The organism is Paraclostridium benzoelyticum, assembly GCF_001006285.1.
Lineage (GTDB): Bacteria > Bacillota > Clostridia > Peptostreptococcales > Peptostreptococcaceae > Paraclostridium > Paraclostridium benzoelyticum.
Genome location: NZ_LBBT01000088.1, coordinates 1 through 14,439 on the forward strand (window position 1 = coordinate 1; position 14,439 = coordinate 14,439).

Sequence of the window (14,439 nt, forward strand, 5' to 3'; positions counted from 1 at the left end):
TTTTCTTTGATATATTCTTCATCCAGATTCACAAGCTCACAAAGTTTATCATTAAAGTCTTCTATTATAAAGTCTGTAAAAATTTCTTCTTCATTTTTTATAGCTTGTCCATATATACATGGCAATGGACATACTTTTAAAATTTCACTACAAAGTTTAAAGTTTAGCATTCCCCCACCCCTAACAAAATTACTCTATATAGATTATAACAAACTTGTTTCTATATTTCATTATTAAATTGTTAATATTGTTTATATTTTGTTAATAAGTCTGTTGATTATTTTAAAAATATGTTTTTTTATAATTGTAATTTAATATTTATTTTATTTTTTACACTTAAAAACATTTTCCTATAATATTTTTCACTATAATTGTAAGAAATTAACTACTAATCCTTTATTTTTTTCTCAATTTGAATTAAAATTATTAATAATAGTAATTATATAATAATAATAATACAAATTTAATAGATAAGAGGTACGAATATGTCAAATGAAAATAAGTCATCAAACTTTATAAGAAACATAATAGTTAATGATTTAGAATCTAAAAAACATGATACTATCATAACTCGTTTCCCACCTGAGCCAAATGGATATTTACATATTGGTCATGCTAAATCTATATGTTTAAACTTTGGTTTAGCTAAGGAGTTTAATGGAAATGTAAATTTAAGATTCGATGATACAAATCCAGTAAAAGAAGATGTAGAGTATGTAAACTCTATAAAAGAAGATGTTCAGTGGTTAGGCTTTAATTGGACTAACTTATACTTTGCTTCAAATTATTTTGAGCAAATGTATGAAAGAGCTGTTCTTCTTATAAAAAAAGGTAAAGCTTATGTATGCGACTTAAACGCAGAGCAAATGAGAGAGTATAGAGGTTCTTTAACAGAACCAGGAAAAGAAAGTCCTTATAGAAATAGATCTATAGAGGAAAATCTTGAATTATTTGAAAAAATGAAAAACGGAGAATTTGGAGATGGAGAAAAAGTTTTAAGAGCTAAAATAGATATGACTTCTCCTAACATCAATTTAAGAGACCCTGCTATATACAGAATATCTCATTCTCATCACCACAATACTGGTGATAAATGGTGTATATATCCAATGTATGCTTTCGCTCATCCATTAGAAGATGCTATAGAGGGTATAACTCATTCTCTATGTTCGTTAGAATTTGAAGATCAAAGACCACTTTATGATTGGGTTGTAGCTGAGTGTGAAATGCCAGAAGTTCCTCGCCAAATAGAATTTGCTAGACTTAATCTTACAAATACTGTTATGAGTAAAAGAAAACTTAAACAACTTGTTGATGAAGGTGTAACTGATGGTTGGGATGATCCTCGTATGCCTACTATAGCTGGTCTTAGAAGAAGAGGTTACACTCCAGAAGCTATTAGAAACTTCTGTAATGAAATAGGTGTAGCTAAAGCAGATTCTACAGTAGATAGCCAAATGTTAGACTACTTTGTAAGAGAAGACTTACAACCTAAAGCACCTCTTGCTATGGGTGTTTTAAAGCCTTTAAAACTAGTTATAACTAACTATCCAGAAGGTCAAGTTGAAATGCTTGAAATAGAAAACAATGCTAAAGATGAAACTAAGGGTAAAAGATTAGTTCCATTCTCTAGAGAAATATATATAGAACAAGACGACTTTATGATTGAACCAGTTAAAAAATACTTTAGATTATTCCCTGGTAATGAAGTTAGATTAAAGGGAGCTTACTTTGTTAAGTGTAATGACTTCATAACTGATGAAAATGGAAATGTAACTGAAATCCACTGTACATATGATCCAGAAACTAAGAGTGGTTCTGGATTTACTGGTCGTAAAGTTAAAGCTACTATACACTGGGTGGATGCAAATAGTGCTGTTCCTTGTGAATTTAGATTATTTGAGCCATTAATCCTAGATGATGCTCCTGAAAATGAAGGTAAGCACTTCTTAGAGCAAATAAACCCTAATTCTCTTGAGATAGTTCAAGGTTTTGCTGAAAAAACTGCTATAGAAAATGCTAAGCCTCAAGATAAGTTCCAATTTGTAAGACATGGATTCTTCAATGTAGATTCTAAATATACTACTGATAAAAAGCTAGTATTTAATAGAGTAGTTCCATTAAAGAGTTCATTTAAACCGAATAAATAATATAACTAAAAAGCTGAGTTAAAATACTTTTTATTAAGTATTTCACTCAGCTCTTTTTATAATAATATATGTATAGTAATTTATATTTCTATAGTTGTTTCATCTATAAATTTAATATTTCCATCTAAATCCCTTATATCATTTACTAGCTTTTTTAATGCTAGATCTTTCTTTTTAGCTTCTATCATAACATCAAAATCTCTGTCTACTTCATCTTTAGCTAGGTATATAAAATTCAAAAAATCTTTTGCATTTATGAAATCTGCATGTTTTCTATCTTTTTCAAATTCTCTCGGACTTGAAAAATGTATTTTAGGTGGTAAAATTTCATTATTCCAAGTATTAAAAATATCTTTTAATATATACTTAATTTCATCTCCGTTATTTTTACAAATGTGATGGTGAATATCAAGAACCATAGGTAATTTTGTTTCTTTGCATATATTTAAAACATCTTGTGCTGTAAATATTTTATCGTCATTTTCTAATATTAATCTACTTACAACTTCATTTGGAAAATATTTTAGGTTATTTATAAACCTTTCTATGCTTTCTTCTTTTCCGCCTTGAGAACTGCCGATATGTATAACCATTTTTCCTTCTTTATAATTTATATCTTCAAATATCTGACTTTGAAATTTCAAACTTTTGATAGTATTTTCCACAACATTTTCTTTTATGCTATTGATTACATTAAACTGATCTGGATGAGAATCTATTCTCAGATTATTTTTTCTGATTATATTCCCTATATATTCAAAATCTTTTTTAAAATATTTCCTATAATCAAATGTTACGTCTGGATGAGTTCCAAGCGGTATTAAATTTGAAGTTATCCTATAAAAATGTATTTGATTTTCTATATTATAATTTAATATTTTTTCTAAGTCATATATATTTGATCTAGTTACTTCCTTTAGCTTATTTAGCTTGTCTGCCTCTGTATTGATCTTAGAATATCTAGAATATGTTACAGTGCTTGAAGAGGTCACTTTGGGCAAATTTAAAGCTATAGCTACATATCCAAGTCTAACTTTCATATAATTTCTCCTTTAATCTGTATAATATAAAATTAGTTTTTTCTTTATATTATATAATATTCTACAAATTAATAAAAATATTAAATAAAAAAGTGAACTCTAATACTAGAGTTCACTTTTTATTATAATAAATATTTATTTACTGTAGTGTCTAATTCGTCTTCATTTTTTTCTATAAATTCATAAAATTCTAAGTTAGATTTAGCTATAGCTTCTGATATATCGAATAATAAGTTTGGAACTTCTCTTCTTAATACATCTCCGTATATTTTTCCTAATCTAGTTTCCTCAAAAGTAGCACATCCACCTATATGAAGTTCATAAGCATCTTCTGTCTTATCTCCAACTCTTTTCTTTTTACCAGCAAAACCAATAGGTGCAACTTGGTGAGTTGAACAAGAGTTAGGACATCCTGATATATGAATTCTTGGTAAAGTGTCACTATTATAATTTTTTTCTTCTAAAGTTTTGATTATTTCCTCTAAAGTTTCTTGACTTTCAGCTATACCCATTTGGCAAATAGGAACACCTATACAAGCTGTACTTTGTTGTATTTTATATTTACTTGTTATATCCTTAGTTAAATCTAAAACTTTTTTAGCCTCTTTTCCATTTAAATTTCTTATATAAAGACCTTCACTCATAGCTAATCTTATTTCAATATCATCCATATCATTTACAGTCTCTATTATTTTGTCTAAGTCAGAAACTTTTAATTGACCATTTACAGGGTGTACATAAACAGCGTATAGTCCATCTTGTCTTTGAGAAACTAAACGATCATCTTTGACATCTATAGAAAGTCCTTTTTTATCATATACTTTTTGAGTTACATTTAAATCTAAATTACATTTTTCTTTTGCTTCTTTTAAATGTTTTTTATAGCATTCTAATAAAGCATCTTTACCCATTTCCATAAGCATGTATCTTGTACGAGCTTTGTTTTTATTTTCATAATTACCTTTTTCTATAAATAAATTAGTCATAGCTTCTACATGATATAATACATCCTTCGGCTCTACTAGTTCATCGTATTCACAACCTTTTATAGGATTTTTACCCATTCCTCCAGCTATGTATACCTTGAAGTATTCTTTTTCATCTTTTTTAACTGCCATAAATCCTAAATCATTTATTGTAGCTTTTGATTCATCTTTAGGTGAACTTGAAAAAGATACTTTTAACTTTCTAGGTAGTTTGTAAGTAGTTATTTTACTCATAAAGTGCTCATTAACTTTTGTTGCATAAGGTGTTACATCAAAGATATCTTCTGGGTCTACTCCTGATAAAGGTGAGATAGCAACGTTTCTTGGGAAGTTACCTCCACCACCTCTTGTGTACATATCTTTATGTATACCTTCTTCCATGATATCACAAACTTCATCTATTGTTAGTCCATGAAGTTGTATTGCTTGACGAGTTGTAAGGTGTAATTGTTCTAAATTATATTTATGAGCAAAATATTGCACTAATTTTAATTGCTCAAGATTTAATATACCTGAAGCCACTCTAAGTCTTATCATAAAGTGTTCTCCATCACGGTGCGCATAAACACCCATTCCACCAGATGTATGTTTAAAGTCCATTTTTGACATTTCTTTGTCTAAGAACTTATGTCCTTTTGCTCTGAATTCTGGTATTTCATCTAATAATATTTGTTTATAACTTTCCATATTTGACTCCTTTATAATGACTTTTTATCGCCTTTTATCTAACATATTTATTTTACGACATTTTTCCTTAAATTAGAAATTGATTCTTCCTATTATAATCATTAATATTTTCAATGGTTTATAAATTTATACACTAATTTAAAAAAGAGACACCTAGTAAGATGCCTCTTTTAAATTTATTTTTTATAAACGCCCCAAAAAATTTTTATAGTCTCATTCGTTGGTGGTTTTGTAAAACTAGATACAATAATAAATGATAATAATGAAATTATAAGAGGTAAAACTATAGTATGCATACCTAATGGTTTTACCCATATATAACTAAATAGGATATAAGTACCTATACCTGTTATTATAGATGCTAATGCTCCACTTGAATTTGCCTTCTTCCAATATAATCCCAATACAATAGGCCATAAAAATGTAGCTATTATACCTGCATTTGCATATAAATTTAGCCATACTATTAAATCTGGAGGATTTATTGCGACTATGTAAATTATTATACCTAATGTAGATGTTACTAATACACTTATAGTTCCAGTTTTTTTAGCGTCTTTTTTTATCTTAGGGTTTATATAATTAGTATATATATCATTGACTATAGCTCCTGATGCTACTAATAATTGTGAATCAACCGTAGACATTATCGATGCTAATGGACCTGCCAGTAAAATTCCCGCAATTACTTGCGGAAATAATTGAGTTGTTATAGTAGGAATTACTAAATCTCCAGACTCAATTCCAAATACAAGAATACTTGAAAATGCTCCAACTAAATGCATCCCTAATAATAAAATCATAGATACGATTGTCCCATACTTTATTCCATCATGTAAACTCTTTGTGTCTTTATAACTCATAGCTCTTTGGGATACTGAAGGGATTCCTACTACTGCAAAACCAACCAGTATCCAAAATGACGTTACCCATGCTATACTCATATTCCCCGGAGTAACTCCAAATGGAGTTATAAGTCCTTCATTTACACTTTGCATATTACTTACTATATTAGATATTCCTCCTCCTGCTATAACAGTACCTACAAATATAGCTATAGTAGCTACTGTCATTATAACGCCTTGAATTGTATCAGAGATAGTTACCGCTCTAAACCCTCCTACTACAGTATGTACTATAACTGTTAAGCCAAAAGCTGTAAGTGCAACTTTGTAATCTAATCCAACTGCACCTTGCAAAAGTCTAGCTGCACCAACCCACTGAGCTGCCATTGCAGCTATAAAAAATACTACTATAGATAAAGATGTAAGTATTACTACCGCATCAGATTTATATCTTGCTCTTAAAAAATCAGTAATCGTGACTGCATTTATCTTTCTAGCTATTATCGCAAACTTTTTTCCAAGTACTGCTAATGTAAAATATCCAGTTGGCATTTGCGCCATAGATAAAAATACCCATCCTAATCCTTGGGTATACGCTGTTCCTGGCCCTCCTATAAAACTTCCTGCACTCAAATATGTTGTAACTAGTGTCATAGCTAGAACAAAACCTCCTAAGTCCCGTCCTCCGGTCATGTATTCATCCATGAATCCTTTTTCGCCATTATGTTTATTTTTAGCCCTATTTACGAATTTCATAGAGTAAAATCCTACTATAAATATAACTATAAAATATATAAAAATAGGCAATAGTACTTGATAATTTATGTCTTTCATTACTTATATTCCTTTCTATACTCTTCTAACTCATCTCCACTTAACGCATCTAAAGACATGTTCTTAAAAAATTTATTTATCATAATTACAGTTAATACTGAAAATAATATTCCTCCAGCTATACAACTCATAAAGAACCAAGTTGGAAATCCAAGTATATATGTGTATTCTTTAACTGGTTTAGATCCTAATCCATATCCAAACCCAAACCACCATGCTAAGTTTACAATTCCTAATGCTAATCCCATTAAAGCTTCCTTGTTGCACTGTTTATATCTAGGATCTTCTTCAAAGTCAAAATTTTCTTTATTTTTATTCATATGAAAACAATCTCCTTATCATTGTTATTTAATTAATATATCCAAAATAAACTTTTATTATTGTTATATGTTTTTTAGTATACAATGTACATAAAAATATACAGTATAAAAAGAAATCTGTCTATAAAATATAAAAATTTCAATATACTTATAACAAAAAAAGTGAAAAAATAACTTACAAACTATAAGTTTTCAAGTTATTTTTTCACTTTTTTAGCAAGTAGCTCCTCCAACTACATGAAGTTCTGCTTCCAATATTTCTTCTCTTCTATCTACCATATCATTTGATAAAATTTGAGTTTCCATGTTTTCAACGCCAATTCTATCAATCATATTTCCAAAACGTTCTCCTGTTTTTCCTTGTTCTCTGTATATAAATAGGTCTAACTCTTGAACCAGTTCCTCCAGATACTAATTAATATAAAAGATTTTGTTACAAAAGAAATAAAACCTATGATTTTAGGCAGAGTAATATGGCTATTAGTTGCTATAATTGCTATGGCTTATGTGCTTATACTATTTTAAGTAAAAAAAGGGCTATATTAAAAAATTAATATAGCCCTTTTTTTACTTTCTAAAGTTAACTTTTTTTACATTATCTTTATTGCTCTTATTTATGCTTTTAGATAAAGTTCCTTCTTTTAATCCGAGTAACTCTTCTACATCTTGTGGATATATACTAAGACCATAATTTATTAGGTTATTCATAAACAGACCTTCATTCATAATCTTACCTTCAATTAGCATATCAAATGATTTTTTTAAAAGAATTGGATGCGAAGATTTTATATTGCTATCTAATGGCTCTTTCTTGCTCCATCCATTTTTATCCATTTCGTTCATTAAGTACATATATTTTTTATAACTTATTTTTCCTAATTGGTAACCTCTAAGAATCATAGCCCATATAGGAACTATCCATTTGCTTTTTAACTCTATAAAATCTTCTAACTCTTGAGTTCCTTCTAGATCATTTAAAAATGAGTCTTTAGGCATTAAAAATGCACAAGCAAACTCATCTTTCGAGAATTTCTTAGATTGTATATTTGCTTCATTAGCTACTATATAAGCTAGTTCATATGCTAAATCATAATTTCTTATAGAAGCTGATTTTTTATCATTTCCTAGAGCTATAAAATATCTGCTTTCTTTATCTATACTTTGTTTCTGGCTAAATGCAAGGGCACCTTTTTTATCTATGTTAGTGGCAGATATAAAAATTCCATTTATCTCAAGCAAGTTAACCATATTACCTATAGGTCCATTATCCAAGTTGAAATATTCTCTTGTTTTTTCAGCTAGTACTTCTATATCATCGTTTCTATTTAAATTATTTGGTAAATTCATTTCTGGGAACTTTATATATCCTTGTATAAAATTAAGCACCCTGTGAGTCATAACTAGTTTTTCTTTTAATGCTATATCTTCTACTCTAGGTAAAGTTGACTCAGTTCTAATATGTGTATTTTCAACTACTACGTTAACTTTATCTTTTTCACTAAAGTAATCCTTTGAAAAACTTAAAGCATTAGCTAATTTCATTTCATTTTCTAGTGTTGGTTTATACTTGTCAGCTTCAAAAGCTAATATATCCTTTTTATTGATTTTAGTTTCGCTAGCCAACATATCTACAGTTTTAGCTCTATACATCCTAGCATTTTTTAATTTTTTTCCATTAAATATATTTTTACTCATGTCATTTTTACCTTTCTTAAATTATGTCAATAAATCTAAAATTTCATCATTTGATAAATTTTTAAAAGTGTTTGAATCAGATAGTTCATTTCCTATTATATCATCTATCATTTTAAGTTTATCATCTTGAAGTTTTATAATTTTTTCTTCTATAGTTCCTTTAGCTATCAACTTTATAACTTCAACAACCTGTTTTTGCCCCAACCTGTGAGCTCTATCACTAGCTTGATTTTCAACAGATACATTCCACCATGGATCAAAGTGAATTACTTTATTTGCAGAAGTTAGGTTTAATCCAGTTCCTCCTGCTTTTAGTGAAATTAAAAATACTTTTTTATTATTATTTTCATTAAAGTCATTCACAAGTTCAATTCTATCTTTAGCTTTAGTTTGTCCATCTAAATAATTATATTCTATATTTTCTTTATCCAATATATATGCTAAATTTTTAAGCACACTTGTAAATTGAGAAAATACCAAAATTTTATCATTATTTGATATACTATCTTTTACTATTTCTACACATGCGTTTATTTTTGAACTTTTTCCTTTATAATCACTAACTATCAAACTTGGGTCCAAACATAGTTGTCTTAACTTCGTCAAATATGCTAAAATAGTTATTTTATCATTACTTTCATATTTATCTTGTAACTTTCTTTGAATTTCATCAACATATGTTTTGTATATTTTACGTTGTTCTTTTCCTAATTCAACTAAAAATTTCGTTTCTATTTTGTCTGGTAATTCTGTAATTACCTGTTTTTTAGTCCTTCTTAAAATAAAAGGTTTTATAAGTTTCTTTAATCTAATTAAATTACTTTCATCTTTTATAAAAATAGAACTAAATTTATTTAAATTATATAAATAACCAGGCATTATAAAATCAAATATAGACCACAGTTCTGCTAAGTTATTTTCAACAGGTGTTCCTGTAAGAGCAAACTTACATTTAGCTTTTATATTTTTAACAGCATCGGTTGTTATAGATGTTGGATTTTTAATATTTTGTGCTTCATCTATAATCAAGCAGTCAAAATTAATATCTTCATACTTATCATTATCATTTCTTAAGGAACCGTATGTAGTTAATAAAACATCAAAACTTTCAATATTGTTTATTGTACTTTCTCTTTCTTTTTTATTTCCATGAACTATGCCTATTCTTAAGCTTGGAGCAAATTTTTCAAACTCACTTTTCCAGTTATGTATAAGAGATGTTGGAGTAATCACCATGCTTTTAGCTTCTTTTTGAGACAATAAAAAAGTTATTGTCTGTATTGTTTTTCCAAGCCCCATTTCATCAGCTAAAACACCTCCAAATCCGCAAGATTTTAAGCTTTTAAACCACTTAAAACCTTCAACTTGATAATCTCTTAAATCAGCATTTAAACTTTTCGGCACTTCATAATTTTCATCTTTTCTATTATTGAATTTATCTACTGTATTTTTTATATTTTCAATACCTTCTATATAGGGTATTTTCTTTTCTATTAACAGATTATTTATATACATTGCTTTACTTTTATGTACATTCATCTCTTTAATGCTATTAGTAAATCCTAAACTTTCCATAAGCTTAAATATTTCTTTTGTTTGATCATCTTCTAAATTTATAAAATTTCCATTTTTAAGTTTATAAAATCGTTTATTTGCCTTAAAAGATTTTAAAATTTCCTTATATTCTTTTTCATCTACATCTTCTATTTTAAACTTAAATTCAAGATAGTGGTTTATCTCCTCTCCTAAACCTACTTTTATATTGGAGGAGTTATATACCTTCTTTTCTTTAAATTTATCTGAATAGTATACTTGTCCAATATTTTTTAACCTATTAATTTCTGTAGTTAAAAAATCATATAGATGAGAGTCTGTACCTCTAAACACATATTTATCTTTTTCTCTTTCAAAATAATTTGTGTAGAGCCTATATACAGCTTCTTCTTCTTTCTCAATATCTCTTATAACAAATTTGCCATCTTTTTCACCTTCATAGTGCATTTTTACATCACAGATAATTCTTGAATCGGCTAAGTCGAAGTAATAATTCACTGTTAAGTCTTTAGTTATATTGTTTATAATACTTTCATCCATATTCAAATTATTATATATTTCTTTTAACTTAGGAATTAAATTAGTTAAACATTCGCTAATTTCATCGTCCTCAAACTCTATTAATTTATTCTCATTTAATAATTCATATAATTTTTTATAGTATATTCCATTATCCCCTGAAATTAAATATATATTGCCTTCATAAAAGACTACATCTCCTTTTTTTGATAAAGGAACAGGTAAATTATCATTATTAAGTATAACTATTTTATCTCCTACCTTTTTAATTTCTACATCAATTGGTACATATCCATTTATTATCTGAGGATTATATGTTTTTCTATTATAGTTAAACGTAAATTCTTTATATTTAAGCTTTTCCATTAACCTTTTTAGTAAACTAGAATTTAATATCATGTATCTATTTTTTCTTGAGTTTATATTATCTACTAAACTTAGTCCATAGTCTTCTATAAACTGCGCTAATTCTTCATCATCTTCAAAGTAACTACTCTTGGGATCATATATAAAATCTTTTCCATACATTATTGGATTTCCATCTACTCTTGAAGTCGCAAATTGTTTAAAATCTTTTAGCGTGTACATTTTGTCATTACCTATCTTAAATTCAACCTCTAAAGTTTGATTTAAATAACTAGTTATATCTACTTCCAAATTTACTTTCTCTTTTGGAATTACTTTAAAATAATTCAGTAAATCTTTATTTATAAATCTTGTATTTACTTTCGGTCTAGTTTGTTCTTTTATATCCATAGTCTTTAATTTTAAATTGTTTACTATATTAGATTTCAAATTGTCAATTTCCTTTAATGTTATACATGCTATATGCTTACATATAAAGTGATTGTTAAGAGTTGTATTTTGATTAAAATCCTCACATGTGCATCCGCTGCTTATAATTTTTTTATTATTTAAGTCTATTATTAAAAAGCTATTATAAATTTCTCTTTGATATTTTGATACTACTGTACCGTATAAACTTATTTTATCTTCCTCTTTTGAAAAAAAGCTTTCTTCTATATATCCTTGTTTATAATAGTCTCTAGATCTATCTAGTCTATATCTATCTATATTTTGTAGTAAAACTTCATTTACTATTTTAAAATCCATTTACTCACCTAATTTCTTTTAAGTCATAACCTTTATTATATATTTTTTAGTAAAAATAATAAAGACTGTAGTTAAAAAAATAAACTACAGTCTTTATTATTTTTATATATAAAGCTTACTTTTAATTTAATTCATTATTTTGCATTTGTTTTTTTGCATAAGCATTTTTATCAGCCATTCCCTTAGCACCCACACTTGATGAGAATTGAGAATTTGGTTCAACACTATCTTGCATATTCATTTCAGATACACTTTGTAAATTAGGCTGAGCATTATTTTGCATGTTTGGTTGAACACTGTTTTGTAGATTTAGATTTCCACTATTTTGCATGTTCATCTCAGATACGCTTTGCATATTAGGTTGAGCATTATTTTTCATAGAATTTAATGATTGATTTTTCATAGAATTTTTCATTTTAAATAGTTCCTTTCTTGTTGCTTATTTTATTCCTTATTATCATTAACTATTTTATTTTTTTAATTCGACAAAATCAAACTTTACATTAATTACTTATTTGCTTAGTTAATGCTCCTTGTCTTTTTGAAGCCATTTTTTTATCAACAGTTTGACTTTCCTCTAATTGAGACTCAAACTCTGAGTTTCGTTGTGAATGATTTACCATAGATTGAAAATTTTGAGCTTCATTTTTATATTCATCATATTTTTTAGACTTTTTCATATAATCACCCTTTCTTAATTTACTTAAGATTATGTTGTGATTTTTTTTAAATTTTTAAACGATATAAAATTTACCTTATTAGTCTAAATTAAGTTTTTTACTTAAAGTATAATTAAGACTAATAAATAAAATAATAACTATAAATATGTTTTGTAAAATTCCTATTGTAGTCACTTTTGTAAAGGCTTGGATAAATTCTAGGTTTGAAATATTTATTGGTATTGCAATATTGTTAATAAAGTCATAGATAATACTTATAATTTTCCCTATTACAAAGAATAATGTTATACTAACTACAGTTTTATGCTTAGTAAAAATAGGTAACTCAGCTATTGCTATTGAGTTATAAATAACAAATACAACTATAGATATACCACTTAAAATTAATCCTATAGTACTAAAAATTATTATAATATCTTGATTGTTTTTAACTAATTGTTTTCCTGAAATCATTATGCTGTTTATAGAAAATATTGTTCCATCTCCAAATAATCCCCCAATATCAGTAAATAGTGCATTAGAGTATATAATTATTGACATTGAACTAACTATTATAGTTAATAACACCCATATTAAGGCAGATATATATTTTGATAATATAAGACTGCTAGTATTTACAGGAAGAGTAAACATCAAATAACCTTCATCTCCTAGTAAGTTCTTTTTAAATCGTTTAACTATAATTACTATAGTTAGGGTTGTTATTGCTATAAATAGTCCACCTATAACCATATTTATTATCCCTTGTGCCTCTATAAAAACATCTTTTCTTATAAATATAGAGTTTAAAGTTGTTATTGCTAATATTGCAATGTACATAGGTACAAAAAATTTAGCAGTTGATTTTAATTCATATTTTAATAACTTTCCTAACATTTAAATTCCTCCCTAAATAAAGTATCTATAGACATTCCTTTTGCTTCTCTAATTTCGTCTACATTCCCTTTTAATAAAATCTCTCCTTTAGAAATTATAATAACTTCATCACAAATATTTTCAATCTCATTTATAAGGTGTGTTGCAATTAAAAGAGTTGAATCTTCATTAAAGTTTTTAAGTATAGTTTTTATTATATAAGCTCTTGATGCTGGATCAACTCCTCCTATAGGCTCATCAAGTATATATAATTTTGCATTTCTTGACATTACTAATATTAAGCCTACTTTTTCTTTAGTACCTTTAGACATAGATTTTATTTTTTCATTTTCTTCTAAATTTAAATTTTTAATCATTTCTTTTGCTTTATTTATATCAAAGTCTTTATAAAAATCACTAAATAATTTTAAAAGTTCTTTTACATTCATATCTTCATTTAAATAGTTTCTATCAGGCAAATAAGATACAATTTCTTTAGTTTTTACAGATGGTTTCAATCCATTTATAAAAATATTTCCTTTATCACATTGCGTTAAGCCATTTAGTAACTTTATCATAGTAGTTTTTCCGCTTCCATTTGGACCTAATAAACCTACTATTTTGCCTTTAGGTATGTTTAAATTAAAATCTTCTAATACTTGTTTCTTACCATACTTTTTATATACATCATTAAACTCAGCTATATTTTTACTCATATTAATCCTCCATTATGTTATTTTTTACAATCTCTACAATTTCATTTTTTTTGTATCCTAATTGTATTAACTTTTCTTTCAGTGAATTTATTTCTCTGTCTGCTATTTCTTTTCTCATAAATTTAATTTTTTCTTCATCATTTGTCACAAATCTACCACTTGTTCTTTGACTATGCAATAACCCTTCCCTTTCTAATTCAGCTAGAGCCCTTTGCATAGTGTTTGGATTTACTTCTGCTTCTGATGCCATATCTCTTACAGAACTTAGTTTAGAACCTATTTCAAATTCACCAGATATAATTTTCAGCTTTAATATATCAATTAACTGCAAATATATAGGTTTGTTATTATCAAATTCCCAAGTCAAATTGTATCACTTCCTTATTGTATTAATCACTTAATACAATAATATATGTTTTTACTTTAATATGCAACCTTTTTAATA

The 14,439-nt window shown here is 27.0% G+C and carries 12 protein-coding genes; 1 reads left to right on the plus strand and 11 read right to left on the minus strand.

The features are described 5' to 3' along the window. Positions 1–485: 485 nt before the first annotated feature. Positions 486–2,150 carry a glutamine--tRNA ligase/YqeY domain fusion protein gene (locus VN21_RS04035; protein ID WP_046822160.1) on the plus strand — a complete coding sequence of 555 codons (1,665 nt, stop codon included), beginning with the start codon at positions 486–488 and terminating at the stop codon, positions 2,148–2,150. 80 nt (positions 2,151–2,230) lie between these two features. Here the strand turns inward: VN21_RS04035 and uvsE are convergent, their stop codons facing one another. The 11 genes from uvsE to VN21_RS04085 form a co-directional block, all read right to left on the minus strand. After that, positions 2,231–3,190 (minus strand): UV DNA damage repair endonuclease UvsE, encoded by a 960-nt coding sequence (gene uvsE / locus VN21_RS04040; RefSeq protein WP_046822161.1) that lies wholly within the window; start codon positions 3,188–3,190, stop codon positions 2,231–2,233. 122 nt (positions 3,191–3,312) lie between these two features. After that, a complete protein-coding gene (locus VN21_RS04045; RefSeq protein WP_046822162.1) occupies positions 3,313–4,863 on the minus strand; it encodes a nitrite/sulfite reductase in 1,551 nt (516 codons plus the stop codon). Positions 4,864–5,039: 176 nt separating this feature from the next. Continuing rightward, positions 5,040–6,542, minus strand: coding sequence for a sodium/pantothenate symporter (panF, locus tag VN21_RS04050; RefSeq protein WP_046822163.1), 1,503 nt, complete (start codon positions 6,540–6,542; stop codon positions 5,040–5,042). Next, complete coding sequence (locus VN21_RS04055) at positions 6,542–6,862, minus strand: YhdT family protein (protein ID WP_046822164.1); 321 nt, start codon at positions 6,860–6,862, stop codon at positions 6,542–6,544. The genes panF and VN21_RS04055 overlap by 1 nt, the downstream gene beginning before the upstream one ends. Positions 6,863–7,429: 567 nt before the next feature. After that, complete coding sequence (locus tag VN21_RS04060) at positions 7,430–8,557, minus strand: XRE family transcriptional regulator (protein ID WP_046822165.1); 1,128 nt, start codon at positions 8,555–8,557, stop codon at positions 7,430–7,432. A 21-nt stretch (positions 8,558–8,578) separates the two neighbouring features. Beyond that, the gene (locus VN21_RS04065) at positions 8,579–11,743 is read right to left on the minus strand and encodes a DEAD/DEAH box helicase (protein WP_046822166.1); all 3,165 of its coding nucleotides are present in this window, start codon (positions 11,741–11,743) and stop codon (positions 8,579–8,581) included. Positions 11,744–11,864: 121 nt separating this feature from the next. Further along, a complete protein-coding gene (locus tag VN21_RS04070; RefSeq protein ID WP_046822167.1) occupies positions 11,865–12,158 on the minus strand; it encodes a hypothetical protein in 294 nt (97 codons plus the stop codon). Between the two features lie 88 nt (positions 12,159–12,246). Further along, complete coding sequence (locus VN21_RS18600) at positions 12,247–12,423, minus strand: hypothetical protein (protein ID WP_021430791.1); 177 nt, start codon at positions 12,421–12,423, stop codon at positions 12,247–12,249. Positions 12,424–12,501: 78 nt separating this feature from the next. Beyond that, positions 12,502–13,299: a hypothetical protein gene (locus tag VN21_RS04075; RefSeq protein ID WP_046822168.1), complete on the minus strand. Its 798-nt coding sequence runs from the start codon at positions 13,297–13,299 to the stop codon at positions 12,502–12,504. After that, complete coding sequence (locus VN21_RS04080; protein ID WP_046822169.1) at positions 13,293–13,994, minus strand: ABC transporter ATP-binding protein; 702 nt, start codon at positions 13,992–13,994, stop codon at positions 13,293–13,295. The genes VN21_RS04075 and VN21_RS04080 overlap by 7 nt, the downstream gene beginning before the upstream one ends. Before the next feature lies 1 nt (position 13,995). Then, entirely contained in the window at positions 13,996–14,361 is a 366-nt protein-coding gene (locus VN21_RS04085) for a GntR family transcriptional regulator (protein WP_021430794.1), read from the minus strand. Positions 14,362–14,439: the final 78 nt, after the last annotated feature.